The following is a 19,535-nucleotide window of genomic DNA, read 5'->3' as shown; positions in this document are numbered from 1 at the left end:
CCAGAGAGCCGCCTTCGGGCGGCTTGTCCGTTCAGAGCGTCGGTGCGGCGCCGAAGACGCGGCCGGAGTGCTCGCGCATGGCGTGGAACTGGATGTCGGGCACCCGCTCCTGCGTCACCCGCAGGTCCGAGCTGTACTGCACCAGGAAGGCCGGAGCGCCGACTACGTCGTGGGCGATGCGCAGCGGTTCGGACTCGATGAAGCGCTTGAGCTTGGCCTCGTCCGTGCTGGTGATCCAGCGCGCCAGCGTGAAGCGGCAGGGGTCCAGCCGGGCCTCGACGCCGTATTCGCTCTTGAGGCGGTGCAGCACCACCTCGAACTGCAGCTGGCCGATCGCGCCCAGCATCAGCGAGCCGCCCGAGACCGGGTTGAAGACCTGGATCGCGCCTTCCTCGCCGAGCTGCTGCAGGCCCTGTCGCAGCTGCTTGCTGCGCAGCGGGTCCTTGATCTCGACGGTGCGGAAGCTTTCCGGCGCGAAGAAGGGCAGGCCGGTGTAGTGCAGCGCCTCGCCCTCGGTCAGCGTGTCGCCGAGCTGCAGCACGCCGTGGTTGGGGATGCCGATGATGTCGCCGGCCACCGCCTCGTCGACCAGCTCGCGGCGTTGCGACAGGAAGCTCACCACCGTCTGCGGGCGCATCTCCTTGCCGTTGCGCACCACCTTGAGCCGCATCCCGCGGATGAACTTGCCCGAGGACACGCGCACGAAGGCGATGCGGTCGCGGTGGGCCGGGTCCATGTTGGCCTGGACCTTGAAGACGACGCCGCTGAACTTGCCCTCGTCGGGCTGCACGGTGCGCTCGATCGCGGTGCGCGCGCCGGGCGGCGGGGCCAACTCGACCAGCGCGTCCAGCACCTCGCGCACGCCGAAGTTGTTGATCGCCGAACCGAAGAACATCGGCGTCTGCTTGCCCGACAGGAACTCGGCGTGGTCGAAGGACGGCGCGGCGTCGCGCACCAGCTCCATTTCGCCCAGGGCCTGCTCGAAGGGGGCGCCGAAACGTTCGATGTGGACGGGGTCCTGGAGGTCGTGCAGCGTTTCCTCGTCGCCGCCGACGCGGTCCTCGCCGGGTGCGAACAGGCGCATCTGGTCGGCCCGCAGGTCCATCACGCCGCGAAAGACCTTGCCCATGCCGACCGGCCAGGTGAAGGGCACGACGGTCATGCCCAGCTCCTGCTCGATCTCGTCCATCAGGGCCAGCGGGTCCTTGACCTCCCGGTCCATCTTGTTGATGAAGGTGAGGATGGGCGTGTTGCGGGCCCGGCAGACCTGCAGCAGGCGGCGGGTCTGCGGTTCGACGCCGTTGGCCGCGTCGATCACCATCAGCGCGGCGTCGACCGCGGTCAGCACGCGGTAGGTGTCTTCCGAGAAGTCCTGGTGGCCGGGGGTGTCGAGCAGGTTGATGACGCAGTCGCCGTACTCCATCTGCATCACCGACGAGGCCACCGAGATGCCGCGCTGCTTCTCGATTTCCATCCAGTCGGACGTGGCGTGGCGGCTGGCCTTGCGGGCCTTGACCGAACCGGCGATCTGGATCGCGCCCGAGAACAGCAGCAGCTTCTCGGTCAGCGTGGTCTTGCCGGCGTCGGGGTGCGAAATGATCGCGAAGGTGCGGCGGCGGCGGATCTCGCGGGCCAGCGGGTCGGTCGGTGCGGCGGAGGTCTCGGTGGTCATGGCGGCGCGCTCTGGGGTCTGCAGGGCCCGGTGTCATCGGGCGAACCCGTGATTCTCGCAGCGCCGCCAGCGGTGCTTGCCGCCGCTTGAATCAGGCAGGCGGCGCCTGCCAGTGCTCCAGCGCCAGCTCGGCGCTTCCCTTGGCGGTGCTGACGAGGATGTGGCCGTCCTGGATCGTGGCCGACAGCCGCATTGAGCGGTCGACCAGCGCGGTCAGCGCCTCGCAGGCGGGCTCGTTGAGGAAGTCGACCGTCAGGTTGCGGTGGCGCGCCAGCGTGTTCTTGTTGTCGGCCCACCAGGCCTCGGCCTTGCGTGCGCCATAGGTCAGCACGGTGACCCGGTCGGCCCGGCCGCAGGCCTTGCGGATGACCCGTTCATCGGGCAGGCCGACCTCGATCCAGTGCAGCACCGCGCCGGTGTCGTCGCGCTGCCAGAGGGCAGGCTCGTCGTCGGTGGAGATGTCGCCGGCCATGGTCAGGCGCTCGTCGGCGTGGAGCATGAAGGCCAGGATGCGCACCATCAGCCGCTGTTCGGTCTCGGATGGATGCCGCGCGATCGTCAGCGCGTGGTCGGCGTAGTAGCCCCGGTCGATGTCGGCGATGGCCAGTTCGGCCTTGTGGATGGTGGAGCGTATGGCCATCGGGGGATTCTAGGTGGGGGGTCCCGGGCGACCCGGCCTCGCTACGATGCCGGCCTTGCCGAACCGCGCCGTCGGCCTCTACTCAACACCCCAACGCCCCAACGCCCCACGCCCCATCAGGAGCCCCACCATGATTCTCGAAGTCGCCGACATCCGCATCCAGCCTGGCCGCCAGGCCGAGTTCGATGCCGCCATCCAGCACGGGCTGGCCACCGTCATCGCCCATGCCAAGGGCTTTCACGGCTTCAAGGTCCACAAGGGCATCGAGTCGCCCGAGCGTTACCTGCTGACGATCTGGTGGGCCACGCTGGAGGACCACACCGTCGGCTTCCGCGAGTCGCCGGCCTTTGCGCAGTGGCGCGCCATCGTCGGCCCCTTCTTCGCGCAGCCGCCGGTGGTGGAGCACTTCGACCTGCTGGCGAAGTCGGCCGACTGAGGCGTCCGCCGCCGCATGAAAAAAGGGGCCAGAGGCCCCTTTGTTATTGATGCGTCCGACGGATCGGACGTGGATCACAGGCGTTCGAAGATCGCCGCGATGCCCTGGCCGCCGCCGATGCACATCGTCACCAGCGCGTAGCGCTGTTGCGTGCGCTGCAGCTCGTAGATGGCCTTGACCGCCAGGAAGGCGCCCGAGCAGCCCACCGGGTGACCCAGGGCGATCGCGCCGCCGTTGGGGTTGACCTTGGACAGGTCGAACTCCAGGCCACGCGCCACGGCGATCGCCTGAGCGGCGAAAGCTTCGTTGGACTCGATCACGTCGATCTGGTCGAGCGTCAGGCCGGCCTTCTTCAGGGCGATCTTGGTGGCCGGGATCGGGCCTTCGCCCATCACGTCGTTGGGCACGCCAGCGACGGCGTAGGACACCAGGCGGGCCAGCGGCTTGTGGCCGTCGGCCGAGGCGCGGGCGGCGTCGCCCAGCACCAGGAAGGCGGCGCCGTCGTTGATGCCCGAGGCGTTGCCGGCGGTGACCGAGCCGTCCTTCTTGAACGCCGGCTTCATCTTGGCCAGCGTCTCCATCGTCGTGCTGGCCTTGACGTGCTCGTCGGTGTCGAAGGTCACTTCGCCCTTGCGGGTCTGCTTGACGATCGGGACGATCTGGCTCTTGAAGCGGCCTTCGGCGATGGCCAGCGCGGCGCGGCGGTGCGACTCGACGGCCACGGCGTCCTGCTCTTCACGGCTGATGCCCCACTTGGTCACCAGGTTCTCGGCGGTGATGCCCATGTGACCGACGCCGAACGGGTCGGTCAGCACGGCGACCATCGCGTCGAGCATCTTGGCGTCGCCCATGCGGGCACCCGAACGCATCTGCGGCGACAGGTAGGCGCCGCGGCTCATGACTTCGACGCCGCCGCCGACGCCGTAGTCGCAGTCCGACAGCAGGATGTTCTGCGCCGTGGTGACGATGCCCTGCAGGCCCGACGAGCACAGCCGGTTGACGGCCATGGCGACCGAGTCCATCGGCAGGCCGGCCTGGATCGAGGCCACGCGGGCCACGTAGGCATAACGGCTTTCGGTCGGGATGCAGTTGCCGACCGTCACGTAGTTGATCGACTTCGGGTCGACGCCCGAACGCTCGACCGTGGCCTTCATGACCGCGCCAGCCAGGTCGGCCGGCTCCATGTCGGCGAGCGAACCCGCGAAAGTGCCGATGGCGGAACGGGCTGCGCCCAGAACGACGACGTCGCGCTTGCTCATGTGAGTCTCCTGCTGGAAATCGGGGGAGTGACGGGAACGGAATTCAGGTTCCGTGCGATCAGGAACCGTGATTCGGGACCATACGCCGGCCCGGGTACAGCGGCCTGACGACGGCCGACATCATGCCCGATGCCGCCGACCCGGGGACATCTGCCGCCGCCCGCGCCCCGCTGCGGCCCCCTCCCGTATGCTTTTGGCATGAGCAGCCCACCCCGCCCGTCGATCGCTTCCCGGCTTCCGCACGCCTTGCCGATGTGGAGCCTGCAACTGCCGGCGCTGGCGCTGGTCCTGCTGGTGGCGCTGCAGGGCCTTGGCTCGCAGGCCTGGTGGGCGGTCCTGCTGGCGGCGGCTGGTCTGATCGCGGCGGTGCTGTCGGCGGTCCACCACGCCGAGGTCGTTGCCCACCGGGTCGGCGAGCCCTTCGGCACGCTGGTGCTGGCCTTGGCGGTGACGGTGATCGAGGTGGCGCTGATCGTCTCGCTGATGCTGGCCGGTGGCGCCTCGGCCAGTGCGCTGGCGCGCGACACGGTGTTCGCTGCCGTCATGATCGTCTGCAACGGCGTGGTCGGCCTGTGCCTGCTGGTGGGCGGCATCCGCCACGGCGTGCTGGCCTTCCGGGTCGAGGGCACCAGCCCGTCGCTGGCGGTGCTGGCCGCCTTGTGCACCTTGACGCTGGTGCTGCCCGTCTTCACCACCAGCACGCCGGGGCCGACGTTTTCCGGGCCGCAGCTGGCCTTTGCCGGGGTAGTGTCGCTGGCGCTCTACGGCGTCTTCGTGTTCGTGCAGACGGTGCGCCACCGCGACTACTTCCTGCCGGCCGATGCGCAAGACCTGGCGGATGCCAGCGCCCATGCCGAGCCGCCCAGCGCGGCGGTCGCCTGGGTCGCGCTGAGCCTGCTGATGGTCTGCCTGGTCGGCGTCGTCGGTCTGGCCAAGACCCTGGCGCCCAGCCTGGAGGCCGGTGTCAGCGCGCTGGGGGCGCCGCAGTCGCTGGTCGGTGTGCTGGTGGCCTTGCTGGTGCTGCTGCCCGAGACCTGGGCGGCGGTGCGCGCAGCCGCACACAACCGGCTGCAGACCAGCCTGAACCTGGCGATCGGCTCGGCGCTGGCCAGCATCGGGCTGACCATCCCGGCGGTCGCCGTGCTGTCGTTGTTCTATCCGCATCCGCTGGTGCTCGGCCTGGATGCCAGCGCCATCGTGATGCTGGTGCTGACCTTCATGGTCGGCACCTTGACGCTGGGACGCGGCCGCGCCACGGTGCTGCAGGGCGCCGTCCACCTCGTGCTGTTCGCGGTCTTTCTGTTCCTGGCCGTCTTTCCCTGAGCCGCCCCTGACGTGACAAGGGCAGACGTGACAAGGGCGGACGCCATGCGCCCGCCCTTGTCACCCGCCGCCGGGTCCGTCACCCGGGCAGGCAGCCCCGTCGTCCAACCTTCAATCGTTGCGCGCCGTCACTCGACCACCACCACGCTGTGCGGCACGCGGCCGACACGCACGGTCTTCAGCGCCTTGGCCGCGCCGGTATCGATGACCGTCAGGTCATCGGACAAGCCGTTGGCGACGTAGAGGCGGTCTTGCGCCTTGTTCAGACCCAGGCCCCAGGCCCGCTTGCCGGCCAGCACCAGGTCGGTCGTCTTGCGGGTGGCCACGTCGACGAAGGCGACGTGGTTGGCATTGCCCAGGCCGACATAGGCGCGCTTGCCGTCGGCGCTGATCTTGACGTCGACCGGCGTGATGTCGCTGGCGCGGGCGCCCTTGACGGCGAACTTGATCGTCTCGATCACCTTGTTGTCGGCCGTGGAGATCACGCTCACGCTGGCGCCCAGTTCGTTGCTGACCCAGAGTTGCGCGCCATCGGGCGTCATGGCGAAGCGGCGCGGGCGCTTGCCGACCTTGATGTTGTGCGTGACCTTGCCAGTGGCCGTGTCGATCACGTGGACCATGCTGGCGACCTCGGAGGTGGCGTAGACCTTCTTGCCGTCCGGGCTGACGATCACGCCCTCGGGTTCCTGACCGACCTTGACGGCTTTGCTGCGCTTGCCGCTGGCGACGTCGATGACGCCGATCTCGGCGTCTTCCTCATTGCTGACGTAGAGCGTCTTGCCATCGGGCGACAGGTCGAAGATCTCCGGGTCTTCGCCCAGGTCGATGCGGCCGACCGACTTGCGCGTGGACAGGTCGATCACGTCGGCCTCGCCGGAATCGCCGCAGGCGACCACCAGCTGCTTGCCATCGGGCGTCGTGCGCATGTGGCGCGGGCGCTTGCAGGTGGCGACGGTGCCCGTGACGGCCTGGGTGGCGAGGTCGAACACGGACAGGGTGTTGTCCTTCTCGCTCGACACATAGGCCACGCCTTGCGCCAGGCTGGCGCCGGAGAAGGTGGCCGATGCGGCCAGGGCCAGCAGGGCGAGGGTGACGGGGGCGCGGCGGGCAGTGGTCATGTTGGTGGACGTCGTTGAGCGTTGAACGTGGGCTCTACCGTAGCGACCGGTCTCACGGGCCACCAGGGAAATCTTCCTGATCGATGGAAAGTCCCGATGCCTGCGGGCGACGGTGCGTCGTTCTGGAGCAAGGCGGCGCCGGTCCGGAACACCCGCGTGGGGCTCACGGCATGAGCCCATGGCTGCGTGCGTAGTGCAGCAGCTCGACGGCGTTGCCCACGCCCAGCTTCTGGCGGATCTGGGTCTGGTGGTTGGACACGGTCTTCTCGCTCACGCCGAGCTGATGGGCAATCTCCTCGAAGGCCATGCCGGTCAGCAAGCGGCGCAGCACCTCGACCTCGCGGGCGGTCAGGTCGTGGTGAGGAGGGCGCAGCGCCGGCTCGCCGTGGCCCGGTGGCAGCACCAGGTCGCCGCGCAGGACCCGGCGCAGCGCGTCGATCAGGGCCTGCGGATCGGCGCTCTTGGAGACGAAACCGCGCGCACCGGCCTGCAGGCACTGCGTGACCAGCGCGGCGCTGTCGTGCATCGAGACCACCAGCACCGGCAGCGGCAGGCCGGCGCGCACGATGCTGCGCAGCAGTTCCAGGCCGCTGCGGCCGGGCATCGACAGGTCCAGCACCAGCAGGTCGATGCGACCGCGCAGCGGGCCGGCGAGTGCCGCGAGCGCCTGTTCGGAGTCGCCGAACTCGGCGCTCACCACGAGGTCGTCCTCCAGCTCGATCAGGCGGGCGTAGCCGGCCCGGACGATGGCGTGATCGTCGACCAGCGCAAGCCGCGCCGGTGCCGTCGGGGGCGTGTCAGGGCTGGTCTCACGGAGCGTCATGGGGTGGGTTTCCAGGTCAGGCGGGCGGACAGTCTGAGGCCGGGCCGGGTCGATCCGGCAGATCCGTCGGCCGCGTGCGCCGGCCCGACCGTCCAGGTGCCACCCAAGGCCCAGACCCGTTCCTGCATGCCGCCCAGGCCATTGCCCCGCTGGCGGGCCAGCGCCGCGTCGGGCAGGCCGATGCCATCGTCCTGCACCGACCATTCGAGCGTCGGCGGCTGGCTCACGAGTCCGAGCGTCAGCGACAGCTCGACCTCGCGGGCGCCGGCATGGCGGGCGGCATTGGTCAGGGCTTCCTGGCTGATGCGGTAGACCGCCAGCGCCAGGTCGCGCGGGATCCGGGTCGACGCGGCGACCGCCGGATCGAGCGGCAAGGCCAGCGCCCCGAGCATCGCCGGGTGGCCGATCTGCGTCAGCGTCAGGCGCCATCGGGTCGGCGCGGCGCTGTCCTGTGCCGCAGCGCCTTCGCCTTCCCCATCGCCACGGGCGCTGGCCTGCCAACCCGCGACCAGGCTGTCGAGCAACTGCACCAGCCGCGCCAGGGGCAGCAGGCTGGACTCGTCGTCATCGCCGTCGTCGACCGGACCGAGCGGGCGCAGCCGCACCAGCAGGTCGCGGATGTCGCGCTGGACCTCGGCGCAGCGTTCGGCCATGCCGGTGACCACGCCATGCAGTTCGGGCTGGTCGGCCAGCCGGCGGCCGAGCCAGGCGGCGTCCAGGCGCAGGGCGGTCAGGCGCTGGCCGAACTCGTCGTGCAGCTCGCGCGCGAGGTGGTGGCGCTCGTCCTCCTGCAGCGTCAGCACCTGCTGGCTGAGCACGCGCCGTTCGGACTCGGCCGCATCGAGCGCCTGCACCAGTGCGCGCAGGGCGGTGGCGATCGATTCCAGCTCGCGGATCGGCATGCGTGGCAGCTGGCGCACGCCGGTGTCGTCCTGGTGTTCGAGCCGGCCGATGGCGGCCAGCAGCGCGGTCAGTGGCGCGAAGGCGCGGCGCACGTTCCAGGCCATCGCCAGCAGCAGCGCACCGAAGCAGGCCAGCAGCAATGCCAGCGCGCCGGCCAGGTCGTTGAGGGCCTCGATGCGCTCGCTCTCGTGCGAGGCCGCCAGCGAGACCACCCAGCGCCCGCCATCGGGCCGCCGCACGGCCCAGGTGGCGCGGCGACCATCGGGCGCCGACAGGGTCTGCCGGTGCAGCTCGTAGAGCCAGCCCAGCGGGCCGGGGTCGGGCGGCGGTGGCAGGGGGCGCAGGATGACCCGGCCGTGGCTGTCGACAATGTGCAGCGTCAGGTGGCGCAGGCCCTCCTGGGCCAGCGTCTCGCGCACGCTGGCGAGGGCGCTGCGGTCGTCGACCTGATCGAGCGCGCCCAGCCGCGCCATCACGCTGGCCAGCGACATCGCGGCATCGACCTCTTCGGCAATGTTCTGGTTGACCCGCATCAGCCCCAGCGCGGCGGCCAGCAGCAAGCCCGCCAGGCCGGTGGCAAAGGCACGCCGCATCACCAGGCGCGGCAGATCGAAGGGCGGGCTCCAGCTCATCGGCGGCGATGGTGCCCGAGCCCAGGGGGTCTGGACGGCCGGGATAATCCCGGTCTTGCCCCTGACGCTCCCGAGATTTGCCATGCCTTCCTTGGACGACCCCCGCCACGACCGCGAAGCCGGCACGCGCTGGAATGAAGACGAACGCACGCTCGACACCACCCGCATCGACGACGTGCGCATCCGCGCGGTCCGACCGCTGATCAACCCGGCCTTGCTGCAGGAACGCCTGCCGGTGCCCGAGGCCACGCTGGCGCTGGTCGAACGCAGCCGCGCCGAGCTGGCCGAGATCCTGCACGGCCGCGACGACCGCCTGATCGTCGTGGTCGGTCCCTGCTCGATCCACGACCACGACCAGGCGATCGCCTATGCGCGCTTCCTCAAGCACGAGGTGCCGCAGCTCAGCGACGCGCTGGCCATCGTCATGCGGGTCTACTTCGAGAAGCCGCGCACGACGGTGGGCTGGAAGGGCTACATCAACGACCCGCATCTGGACGGCAGCTTCGCCATCAACGAGGGCCTGGAACGCGCGCGTCGCCTGCTGCTGGAGATCGGCGAGCTGGGCCTTCCCACCGGCACCGAGTTCCTCGACCTGCTGAGCCCGCAGTACATCGCCGACCTGATCAGCTGGGGCGCCATCGGCGCGCGCACCACCGAGAGCCAGTCGCACCGCCAGCTGGCGTCGGGCCTGTCCTGTCCGGTCGGCTTCAAGAACGGCACCGACGGCAACCTGAAGGTCGCCAGCGACGCCATCCAGTCGGCCAGCGCGCCGCATGCCTTCATGGGCATGACCAAGATGGGCCAGGCCGCGATCTTCGAGACCCGCGGCAACGCCGACTGCCACGTCATCCTGCGCGGCGGCAAGGCGCCGAACTACGGCGCCGAGCACATCGAGGCGGCCTGCGCCAACCTGCGTGCAGCGGGCCTGCGCGAGCAGGTCATGGTCGACTGCTCGCACGCCAACAGCAGCAAGCAGCACCGCCGTCAGATTGAGGTCGCCGCCGACATCGCCGCGCAAATGGCGGCCGGCGAGCGCCGCATCACCGGCGTGATGATCGAGAGCCACCTGCAGGAAGGCCGGCAGGACCTGGTCGACGGCCAGCCGCTGGCGCATGGCGTGTCGATCACCGACGCGTGCATCAGCTGGGCCCAGACCCAGCCGGTGCTGCACCAGTTGGCGCAGGCGGTGCGGGCCCGACGGGGTTGATGGCGCGACAGGTTCTTGCGTCCTGACACCGGATCGGTGTGGATGGATACGTGGGGTCGCCGTTACCTTGGCGACCTGGGCCGACGACGCCACACGCGGCCCGCCCCTCCGATCCACCCGACCTGCAAGGACCCCGATCGCCATGAACACGTCGACGTTGCGCACCTTCCGCTTCCCCGAAGGCACCTGCATCGCCCAGGCCCAGCCGCCTCTGGCGGCGGTGGTCACGACCGAATCGCCGGCGCTGTCGGTGATGACCGACCTGGCGCGCGTGAAGGCGGCCACCATCGCCCCGACGCTGTCGCTGCGCGAGGCGCGTCAGACCATGATCCAGCAGGGCGTGCGGCTGCTCTTCGTGGTCGAGCAGATGCCCTGCGTGGAGGGCCTGATCACCTCGACCGACCTGGAAGGCGACCGGCCGATGCAGGTGATCGCGCGGCGCGGCGTGCGCCACGACGACCTGGTCGTGTCCGACGTGATGACCGGCCTGTCGGCGCTTGATGCGATCGACTTCGAAACCCTGGCCCACAGCCGGGTTGCCGACCTGATCGAGACCCTCAAGATGGTGGGCCGGCGGCACCTGCTGGTGGTCCAGAAGGCGGGCCTGGACGGGCCGGCGCGGGTGCGCGGGGTGATCTCGCAGGCACAGATCGAACGCCAGCTCGGACGTTCGATCGACGCGACCGAGATCGCGTCCACGTTTGCCGAGATCCAGCAGGCCTTGCGGGCCTGAGGCACCCGGCAACGCTCAGCGGCGGTCCGGCAGGGTCGCGAGACCCAGGATGGACCGCGCCACCGACTCGGCCACCTCGATGCCGTCGACGCCGGCCGACATGATCCCGCCGGCATAACCCGCGCCTTCGCCGGCCGGGTAGAGGCCGCGCGTGTTCAGGCTCTGGTGGTCACGGCCGCGGTTGATGCGCAGCGGCGATGAGGTGCGCGTCTCGACGCCGGTCAGCACCGCGTCGTGCATCGAGAAGCCGTGGATCTGGCGCTCGAAGGCCGGCAGGGCCTCGCGGATCGCGTCCAGCACATAGGTCGGCAGGCTCTCGCGGCCGGGCTCGCTCAGGTCGGTCAGGTTCACGCCCGGCTTGTAGGACGGCATGACGTCGCCGAAGTCCTGACCGCGCCGGCCCTTGCGCGGGTTGGCGATGAAGTCGCCGACCAGCTGGCCCGGCGCGATGTAGCCGCCACCGCCGAGCTCGTAGGCCCGCGACTCCCAGTGGCGCTGGAAGGCCATGCCGTCGAGCGGGCTGACGGGCCCGTCGCTGCGGCCGTCTTGCCGGTAGTCCTGCGGGTTGATGCCCACGACGATGCCGGCATTGGCGTTGCGCTCGTTGCGCGAGTACTGGCTCATGCCGTTGGTGACCACCCGCAGCGGCTCGGAGGTCGCCGCCACCACGGTGCCGCCCGGGCACATGCAGAAGCTGTAGACCGAACGGCCGTTGCCGGCGTGGTGGACCAGCTTGTAGTCGGCCGCTCCGAGGATCGGATGGCCGGCGTTCGGGCCGAAGCGCGCTCGGTCGATCACGCCCTGCGGATGTTCGATCCGGAAGCCCACCGAGAAGGGCTTGGCCTCCATCGCCACGCCGCGTCCGTGCAGCATCGTGAAGGTGTCGCGGGCGCTGTGGCCCAGGGCCAGCACGACATGGTCGGCGCGGATCTGTTCACCCGATTCGAGCGTCACGCCGCGCACCTGGCGGGCGCCGTCGGCTGCCGTCTCGACCTGCAGGTCGGTGACACGCTGGCGGAAGCGGATCTCGCCGCCAAGGGCCTCGATCTCGGCCCGCATCTTCTCGATCATGCTGACCAGCCGGAAGGTGCCGATGTGGGGCTTGCTGACGTAGAGGATCTCGTCGGGCGCACCGGCCTTGACGAACTCGGTCAGCACCTTGCGGGTCAGGTGGCGCGGGTCGCTGATCTGGCTCCAGAGCTTGCCGTCGCTGAAGGTGCCGGCGCCGCCTTCGCCGAACTGCACGTTCGACTCCGGTTCGAGCTGCTGGCGTCGCCACAGGCCCCAGGTGTCCTGGGTGCGTTCGCGCACCACCTTGCCGCGTTCGAGCACGATGGGCCGCAGCCCCATCTGCGCCAGGATCAGCGCGGCGAACAGCCCGCAGGGTCCGAAGCCGATCACCAGTGGACGCAAGCGGCCGTCGCCCGAGCCGAAGTCCACCGGCGCATGGCCGAGGAAGTGGTAGCCGGTGTCGGGGCTGACCTTGACGTGCGGATCCGCCGCGAAGCGCGCCAGTGTGGCGGCCTCGTCCAGGCCCTCGGCCAAGGTGCAATCGACCGTGTAGATCAGCAGGATCGCCGTCTTCTTGCGTGCGTCGTAGGCCCGCTTGAAGACGCTGAACGCGGCCAGGTCCGTGTCCCGCGCCAGCCCAAGTCGCGCAACGATGGCGGCACGCAACGCCGGCTCGGCATGGTTCAGCGGCAGGCGCAGTTCGGTGATGCGGATCATGGCGTTGTGAGGGCTGGGGCTCAGAAACGACAAAGACGGCCAATGGCCGTCTTCGAGGTCGCGTCGTCAAGGCGCGAGATGCAAGGCGCGTCAGCGCCGACGCATCAACCGCCCTTCTTGGCGCGCTTGCCCGGGTTCTTCTTCGAGCGGGTGTGCGAACCACGCTCGAGGCTCACCTTCTGGCCATGCGGCGCGGTGAAGGCAACGCCGGTCGGGGCGGCGGGACGGGGGGTGGCCTTGCGGTCGGCTTCGGTGATGATCTTGTTGCCCATGACTGGCTCCGGGGGTCTGTTGAGGTAAACGAGCGAGTGCTGCAGACCCGCGAACCCTCAATTAGGCCACAAAACTCGGGCCCGCGGCCGCAGGGTCGGTCAGAACGGTCATTTCAGACGGTAGGCCCACAGGATCTTCGGCGGATCCAGCGGCTTGCTGATCTCGTCGTCCCCGTTGTCCTTCACGTTCACGTTGCGGATTGCCTGCACCGTCGAGGCCATGCCCGAGATCACGCGGCCGAAGACGGCGTAGCCGTCGACCGTGGAACTGCCGTTCAGCTTGTCGGTGTTGTCAACGACGTTGATGAAGAACTGGCTGGTGCCGGTATTGGCAGCGGTCAAGCGCGCCATGGCGACGGTGCCCACGGTGTTCGACAGGCCGGTGATCGAAGTCTTCTCCAGCGTAATGGCCGCCCGCGTCGGTGTCTTGTAGAAGCCTGCTGCCGTGTAGCCACCACCTTGGACCATGAAGTTGCTCATGACCCGGTGAAACTGCGTGTCGCCGTAGAAGTCCTCGTCGACGTAGGCCAGGAAGTTCCTCGACGAGATCGGCGCCTTCACGTTTTCCAGCGCGATCACGAACTCGCCCAGCGTGGTCAGGAAACACACCGTTGGCAGGCTGCTCGCGGCAGATGCCGTCTTGCCGGCTTCGCTGCAGGCGGACAGCGTGCGCGCTGCGGCGACGCTGACGTGGCCGGTGCCATCGCGGGCATAGACCTTCACCGTCGTCTTGGTCGCAGGCAGGGGCAGGTTCAAGGTCGTGTGTGCCGTCTGACTGGGCGTCACGGCCGCGAAGCAAGGGTCAGCCGCCGTCGGCACCGACTCGTCGCTGCGCAAACAGAAGCCGGTCACTCCGACGCTGTCGACTGCCTTGGCCTTGACCGGCACGATGCCGCTGACCGGCGCGCCCAGCGTGACCGACACCACCGAAGGCGAGACCATGTCCAGCGTGTAGGGCAGGCCGGCGCTGACATTGCCGGACGCGTCGCGGGCAAAGGCCAGGTAGCGCCGGAAGTCGATCGGCTTGTTGACGGTGACGGTCGGCCCGGTGACGAAGCAGGCGTCCGACGCGGACGGCGCCGCCTTGCTGGCCAGGCTCAGGCAGACGGCGCTGACGCCGTGGGCATCCTGCGCGTCGATCCGCACGCTCACCTGGGTGGCGCCGATGTCGTTCGTGACGGCGGCCTGCACGACCGGCGCCACGCCATCGAGCACGTGTTCGATGGCTGAGCTGACATGCCCGGCGTTGTCGCGGGCGTAGACCTTGTAGGCCTGGAAGGTCACCGGTGCATCGACCACGGCGGGCGTGGTCTGGAAGCAGCCGTCCGTGGCCGCAGGAAGCGTCGCATCCGTCCTGAAGCACACGCCCGACACACCCTGGTCGTCGCGTACCGAGGCGGTCAGCGCATAGCGGCCATCGGCCTGTCGAGCCGCCGCGACGGCCGTGACGGCTGGCAGGCCCGTGTCCAGCGCGGCGTACACGTCGACGTCGCGCGCCAAGGCCGTGCTGACGTTGCCCGAGCCATCGCGGGCATAGGCGCGGTAGCTGACCGAGCCGACCACCGCCGCCACGCTGACCGTGTCGCCGACCGTGAAGCAGGGATCGTTGGCGAGGGGCACCGTCGTGTCCGCGCGCAGGCAGACCGCGCCGACGCCGTGCGAGTCCGACGCGGAGATCTTCATGCTCACCCGGCCGCTGGCCAGTGCGATCGGTGCCAGCGCGGTCACCACGGGCGCCTGCAGGTCCACCAGTTGGTCGAACGCGGCGCTGACACGGCCGGCGGCGTCGCGGGCATAGGCGCGCCAGGTCGCGTGCGTCGCGCTCACGTCCACCGTGAACGTGGCGGCGGCCTGGAAGCAGGCATCGCTGGCGGCGGGTGCGGTCGCGTCAGAACGAAAGCAGAAGCCCGTCACGCCGACATCGTCCGTGGCGGTCGCGCGCAAGGTGACGCGGCCGCCGGCCGGCGTGCCGATCTGCACCGCGCTGACCTGGGGTGTGCCCGCATCAGGGTTCGGGTTGCCGTTGCCGGGGAGGCTGCCCGGGTCTGTGTCGCCCCCACCGCAGGCGTTCAGCAGCAGGGCCAGGAGGGCAGCAGCGACCTTGCCCGCCGTGTGGCTGGCCTTGGGCAAGGTTCGGGTGTCGAGGGGTGTTTTCATCCCCTCGAAGATGCAGGAAAGGCCTTCGTCCCGAAATGCCGTGAACCTGTGAGTGACCTACCGGTTTGAGGCAGTCGGCAACCCGACCGGGCGCCTCACATGCTGCGCCGGTACTGCCCGCCCACCTCGAACAGCGCATGGGTGATCTGTCCCAGCGAGCAGCAGCGCACGGCGTCCATCAGGACCTCGAAGACGTTGCGGTTCTCGATCACGGCTTGCTGCAGCTTCGCCAGCAGCGCTGGCGCTTCGGCCGCGTGGCGGGCGTGGAAGTCGGCCAGACGCTGCAGCTGCGACTGCTTTTCCTCGTCGGTCGAACGGGCCAGCTCGATGTGCTCGGGCACCGGTTCGCCGTGTGGATTGCGGAAGGTGTTGACGCCGATGATGGGGTACTCGCCGGTGTGCTTCTGCATCTCGTAGTGCATCGACTCTTCCTGGATCTTGCTGCGCTGGTAGCCCGTCTCCATCGCGCCCAGGACGCCGCCGCGCTCGGCGATCTTCTCGAACTCGGCCAGCACGGCTTCCTCGACCAACTCGGTCAGCTCGTCGATCACGAAGGCGCCCTGGTTCGGGTTCTCGTTCTTCGCCAGACCCCACTCGCGGTTGATGATGAGCTGGATGGCCATGGCCCGGCGCACGCTCTCCTCGGTCGGCGTGGTGATGGCCTCGTCGAAGGCGTTGGTGTGCAGCGAGTTGCAGTTGTCGTAGATCGCGATCAGCGCCTGCAGCGTCGTGCGGATGTCGTTGAACTGGATCTCCTGCGCGTGCAGGCTGCGGCCGCTGGTCTGGATGTGGTACTTGAGCTTCTGGCTGCGCTCGTTGGCGCCGTACTTGTCCTTCATTGCGACTGCCCAGATGCGCCGCGCGACCCGGCCCAGCACGGTGTATTCCGGGTCCATGCCGTTGGAGAAGAAGAAGCTCAGGTTGGGCGCGAAGTCGTCGATGTGCATGCCGCGCGCCAGATACGCTTCCACGAAGGTGAAGCCGTTGCTGAGCGTGAAGGCGAGCTGGCTGATCGGGTTCGCGCCGGCCTCGGCGATGTGATAGCCGCTGATCGAGACCGAGTAGAAGTTGCGCACGTCGTGGTGCACGAAGTACTCGGCGATGTCGCCCATCACCTTCAGGCTGAACTCGGTCGAGAAGATGCAGGTGTTCTGGCCCTGGTCTTCCTTGAGGATGTCGGCCTGCACGGTGCCGCGCACATTGGCCAGCACCCAGGCGCGGATCTTGGCGGCCTCGGTGTCGGTGGGCTCGCGGCCGTTGTCGGCCTTGAACTTGGCCAGCTGCTGGTCGATCGCGGTGTTCATGAACATCGCCAGGATCGACGGCGCCGGGCCGTTGATCGTCATGCTGACGCTGGTCGTCGGCGAGCACAGGTCGAAGCCGTCGTAGAGCACCTTCAGGTCGTCGAGCGTGGCGATGCTGACGCCCGAGTTGCCGACCTTGCCGTAGATGTCCGGGCGCGGGTCCGGGTCGTTGCCGTAGAGCGTGACCGAGTCGAAGGCTGTCGACAGGCGCTTGGCCGGCATGCCCTCGCTGACCAGCTTGAAGCGCCGGTTGGTGCGGAAGGCGTCGCCCTCGCCGGCGAACATGCGCGTCGGGTCCTCGCCCTCGCGCTTGAAGGCGAACACGCCGGCCGTGTAGGGGTAGCTGCCGGGCACGTTCTCCAGCATCAGCCACTTCAGGATCTCGCCGTGGTCCTCGTAGCGTGGCAGCACGACCTTGCGGACCTTGTTGCCGCTCAGCGTGGTGTGGGTCAGCTGGGTGCGGATTTCCTTGTCGCGGATCTTCACGACGTACTCGTCACCCGCGTAGGCGGCCTGCATCTGCGGCCACTGGGCCAGCAGCTTGCGGGCGTCGGCATCGAGGCGGGCGTCGCGCTGCTCGGCCAGATCGGTGACCGCGTCGCGGGCACGGTGCTTTTCGGGGATCGCCTCGAACAGCATGCGGGCGCTTTCGCGCAGCTGCTGGACCTCGCGCGCCAGCCGGGCCTGGGCGCGGGCGCGGGCCTTGTAGCCGCGCACGGTGTCGGCGATCTCGGCCAGGTAGCGCACCCGGGCGCCCGGCACCACCGGCGTCTGGTGCGTGCTGTGGCGGGTGTCGACCTGCGGCAGCCGGCCCTCGTCGAGCGCCAGACCGGCCTGGACCAGCCGGGCCTTGATCGCCTGGTAGAGGGCGGTCACGCCGTCGTCGTTGAAGCGGCTGGCCATGGTGCCGAAGACTGGCATCTGCTCGGGCCGCACGCCAAAGGCCTCGCGGTTGCGCTGGACCTGCTTGGCGACGTCGCGCAGCGCGTCGGCCGCGCCCTTGCGGTCGAACTTGTTGATGGCGACGAACTCGGCGAAGTCCAGCATGTCGATCTTCTCGAGCTGGCTGGCCGCGCCGAACTCGGGCGTCATCACGTAGACCGGCACATCGACCAGCGGCACGATCGCCGCGTCGCCCTGACCGATCCCGGAGGTCTCCACCACGATCAGGTCGAAGCCGGCCGCCTGGCAGGCCGCCAGCACGTCGGGTAGCGCGGCGCTGATCTCGCTGCCGGTGTCGCGGGTGGCCAGGCTGCGCATGTAGACGCGCGGGCCGTGGCGCCACGGCCCCGTCGCGTTCATGCGGATGCGGTCGCCCAGCAAGGCGCCGCCACTCTTGCGGCGCGACGGGTCGATGCTGATGACGGCGATGCGCAGGCGGTCATCCTGGTCGAGCCGGATGCGCCGGATCAGCTCGTCGGTCAGGCTGGACTTGCCCGCGCCGCCGGTGCCAGTGATGCCGATGACCGGTGCCTTGTCGACGGTGGCGGCCTCGCGCACGGCAGCGGCGAGCGTCGGGTCGGCCTTGCCGTTCTCAAGCGCGGTGATGAGCTGCGCCAGCGCCCGCCAGGCCGACTCGGTGTGGCCCTTCAGGGCGCCGACGGCGGTCGGTGCGTGCGGCGACAGGTCGACGTCGCAGCGCATGACCATCTCGCCGATCATCCCTTGCAGGCCCATGCGCTGGCCGTCCTCGGGGCTGAAGATGCGCACGCCGTGGTCGGCCAGGTCGCGGATCTCGGCCGGCACGATCACCCCGCCGCCACCGCCGAAGACCTGGATGTGGCCACCGCCGCGCGCGCGCAGCAGCTCGACCATGTACTTGAAGTACTCGACGTGGCCGCCCTGGTAGGAGCTGACCGCGATGCCCTGCGCGTCTTCCTGCAGCGCGGCGGTCACCACCTCGTCGACCGAGCGGTTATGACCCAGGTGGATCACCTCGGCGCCCATGCCCTGCAGGATGCGCCGCATGATGTTGATCGCCGCGTCATGCCCGTCGAACAGGCTGGCGGCCGTCACGAAGCGCACTTTCTGGGTCGGGCGGTAGGCCGCGAGGGCCTGGTAGTCGGCGCTGAGCTGGGTCATGCGGGATGTCTCCGTGGGGTGGTCCGGGCGATGGACGGTGCGGTCGAAAACGGATTCTAGGTTGACGTTTACGTAAACGTCATCGCGCCAGCGCCAACCTCGGGGTAACCCTATTGCTGCTGGCTATGCACGGTCCTGGTGCGTGGCGCTGGATTCCGGACGTTCACCAGGCCGCGCTTCGGTGCGCCGATGGGCGATCGGCCGTGTCAAGCGTGATCTGTGTCATGAATCGCCGGGTGCCGGCCGCTGGCACGGCTCCTGCGATATCTCTAGCGAGGTCGCCTCACGGTGGCCTCACTAGGTGGGACATTTTTGGACAACGGCGTCCGATCGTCCCGGGCAGGCGGCGCGAGCTTCCCGACCGGACCAACGATCGTGACGCCGCCTTTTTGTCCGCTTGCCGACCGAGTCTGATGAATCTGAACTGTCCGTCGCGTTCGGGCATCGGTGCCGCGCGGGCCATGAACCTCATCCGTTCGGGGGTGTCAAAACGGCGCAGAATCCGGCCGCCGTCCGTGCCAGTGTGGCAACGGTGGCACACAGCACGAGGGGACACCTTGGGGATACCGTGCAAGACGGCCGCCGGCCATGCCGAACTTGTGGCGAGCCAGCGCAGCCTGTCCCAGCGCCACCGGACGGTGCTGCTGCTGGTTGATGGGCGGCGTGATGTTGACGAGGTCCAGCGCCTCGCCCGTCAGCAGGGCGTCTCGCGTGGCTACCTCGACGAGCTGGAAGCCCTCGGCCTGATCGTCGTCTGCGCCCCCTTGCCGCCGGTCGCCGAAGAGATGACCGGCTGGCCGCCGTCGCTGTCCCGGCCGCACACCCATCCACCGGTCGACGGTTCGGCCCCCGGTTCGCTCGACACCATCGGGCTCGCGCCGCCGATGTCGCCAACCCAGTTGGCCGATCTGGCCGAGCATGACGCCGGCCTGGCGCAGGCCCGCAGCCTGATCCAGCACGCCTTGTTGACCCAGGTGCCGGTCAGCGGCGCGGTCACCTTGTTGCGCGTGCGCCGGACCCGCAACCGGCACGACCTGATGGTGCTGCTGCCCGAGGTCCAGGCCCGGCTGTCACGCCCGCAGCGACTGGCCGAGGCGCGCCAGCTGATCGCCCAGGTCGAACGTCTGCTGGCAGGCTGACCTAACACGCCCGGCCGCGCTCAGGCAGCGGGACAGCCCCGCAGCGGGCGCTCACCGACCCGCCGTTACGATCGCAGCCCGCCCGGGTGGTCGTGTGACTGGCCCGG

15 protein-coding genes are annotated in these 19,535 nt (G+C 69.3%); 5 read left to right on the top strand and 10 right to left on the bottom strand.

The genetic code is table 11. The annotated features are described in order from the left end of the window. Positions 1-31: 31 nt before the first annotated feature. Together EV685_RS10000 and EV685_RS09995 are read right to left on the bottom strand one after the other, a co-directional pair. On the bottom strand, positions 32-1,672 hold the full coding sequence (locus EV685_RS10000; protein ID WP_130481882.1) for a peptide chain release factor 3: 1,641 nt from the start codon (positions 1,670-1,672) through the stop codon (positions 32-34). Between the two features lie 91 nt (positions 1,673-1,763). Beyond that, positions 1,764-2,312, bottom strand: a complete 549-nt coding sequence (locus tag EV685_RS09995; RefSeq protein WP_130481881.1) for a YaeQ family protein — start codon at positions 2,310-2,312, stop codon at positions 1,764-1,766. 130 nt (positions 2,313-2,442) lie between these two features. Between EV685_RS09995 and EV685_RS09990 the strand changes: the two genes are divergently transcribed. Further along, complete coding sequence (locus EV685_RS09990) at positions 2,443-2,748, top strand: antibiotic biosynthesis monooxygenase family protein (protein WP_130481880.1); 306 nt, start codon at positions 2,443-2,445, stop codon at positions 2,746-2,748. A 74-nt stretch (positions 2,749-2,822) separates the two neighbouring features. Here EV685_RS09990 and EV685_RS09985 read toward each other — a convergent pair whose 3' ends face one another. Continuing rightward, on the bottom strand, positions 2,823-4,007 hold the full coding sequence (locus EV685_RS09985; RefSeq protein WP_130481879.1) for an acetyl-CoA C-acyltransferase family protein: 1,185 nt from the start codon (positions 4,005-4,007) through the stop codon (positions 2,823-2,825). Positions 4,008-4,205: 198 nt separating this feature from the next. Here EV685_RS09985 and EV685_RS09980 point away from each other — a divergent pair, with 198 nt between their 5' ends. Beyond that, positions 4,206-5,330, top strand: coding sequence for a calcium:cation antiporter (locus EV685_RS09980; protein ID WP_130481878.1), 1,125 nt, complete (start codon positions 4,206-4,208; stop codon positions 5,328-5,330). A 128-nt stretch (positions 5,331-5,458) separates the two neighbouring features. Here the strand turns inward: EV685_RS09980 and EV685_RS09975 are convergent, their stop codons facing one another. The 3 genes from EV685_RS09975 to EV685_RS09965 all read right to left on the bottom strand — a co-directional run bounded on the left by EV685_RS09975 (position 5,459) and on the right by EV685_RS09965 (position 8,806). After that, positions 5,459-6,448: a PQQ-dependent catabolism-associated beta-propeller protein gene (locus EV685_RS09975; RefSeq protein WP_130481877.1), complete on the bottom strand. Its 990-nt coding sequence runs from the start codon at positions 6,446-6,448 to the stop codon at positions 5,459-5,461. Between the two features lie 163 nt (positions 6,449-6,611). After that, positions 6,612-7,271 carry a response regulator transcription factor gene (locus EV685_RS09970; RefSeq protein WP_130481876.1) on the bottom strand — a complete coding sequence of 220 codons (660 nt, stop codon included), beginning with the start codon at positions 7,269-7,271 and terminating at the stop codon, positions 6,612-6,614. Next, a complete protein-coding gene (locus tag EV685_RS09965) occupies positions 7,268-8,806 on the bottom strand; it encodes a histidine kinase (protein WP_130481875.1) in 1,539 nt (512 codons plus the stop codon). The genes EV685_RS09970 and EV685_RS09965 overlap by 4 nt, the downstream gene beginning before the upstream one ends. A gap of 82 nt (positions 8,807-8,888) precedes the next feature. On the opposite strand from EV685_RS09965, the gene EV685_RS09960 reads away from it, so the two are divergent. Both EV685_RS09960 and EV685_RS09955 read left to right on the top strand, forming a co-directional pair. Beyond that, positions 8,889-10,013, top strand: a complete 1,125-nt coding sequence (locus EV685_RS09960) for a 3-deoxy-7-phosphoheptulonate synthase (protein WP_130481874.1) — start codon at positions 8,889-8,891, stop codon at positions 10,011-10,013. A 142-nt stretch (positions 10,014-10,155) separates the two neighbouring features. Then, a complete protein-coding gene (locus EV685_RS09955; RefSeq protein ID WP_130481873.1) occupies positions 10,156-10,746 on the top strand; it encodes a CBS domain-containing protein in 591 nt (196 codons plus the stop codon). A gap of 15 nt (positions 10,747-10,761) precedes the next feature. On the opposite strand, the gene EV685_RS09950 is transcribed toward EV685_RS09955, so the two are convergent. The 4 genes from EV685_RS09950 to icmF all read right to left on the bottom strand — a co-directional run bounded on the left by EV685_RS09950 (position 10,762) and on the right by icmF (position 18,289). Then, complete coding sequence (locus tag EV685_RS09950) at positions 10,762-12,474, bottom strand: NAD(P)/FAD-dependent oxidoreductase (protein ID WP_130481872.1); 1,713 nt, start codon at positions 12,472-12,474, stop codon at positions 10,762-10,764. Positions 12,475-12,578: 104 nt separating this feature from the next. Beyond that, positions 12,579-12,746: a hypothetical protein gene (locus EV685_RS20615; protein WP_165396765.1), complete on the bottom strand. Its 168-nt coding sequence runs from the start codon at positions 12,744-12,746 to the stop codon at positions 12,579-12,581. 108 nt (positions 12,747-12,854) lie between these two features. Beyond that, complete coding sequence (locus EV685_RS09945) at positions 12,855-14,903, bottom strand: peptidylprolyl isomerase (RefSeq protein WP_130481871.1); 2,049 nt, start codon at positions 14,901-14,903, stop codon at positions 12,855-12,857. 95 nt (positions 14,904-14,998) lie between these two features. Then, on the bottom strand, positions 14,999-18,289 hold the full coding sequence (gene icmF, locus EV685_RS09940) for a fused isobutyryl-CoA mutase/GTPase IcmF (protein WP_130481870.1): 3,291 nt from the start codon (positions 18,287-18,289) through the stop codon (positions 14,999-15,001). A 557-nt stretch (positions 18,290-18,846) separates the two neighbouring features. Between icmF and EV685_RS09935 the strand changes: the two genes are divergently transcribed. Then, complete coding sequence (locus EV685_RS09935) at positions 18,847-19,428, top strand: hypothetical protein (protein ID WP_130481869.1); 582 nt, start codon at positions 18,847-18,849, stop codon at positions 19,426-19,428. Positions 19,429-19,535: the final 107 nt, after the last annotated feature.

It is taken from the genome of Sphaerotilus mobilis, assembly GCF_004216565.1.
Lineage (GTDB): Bacteria > Pseudomonadota > Gammaproteobacteria > Burkholderiales > Burkholderiaceae_C > Sphaerotilus > Sphaerotilus mobilis.
This window is presented reverse-complemented; position numbering and strand designations above follow the sequence as displayed.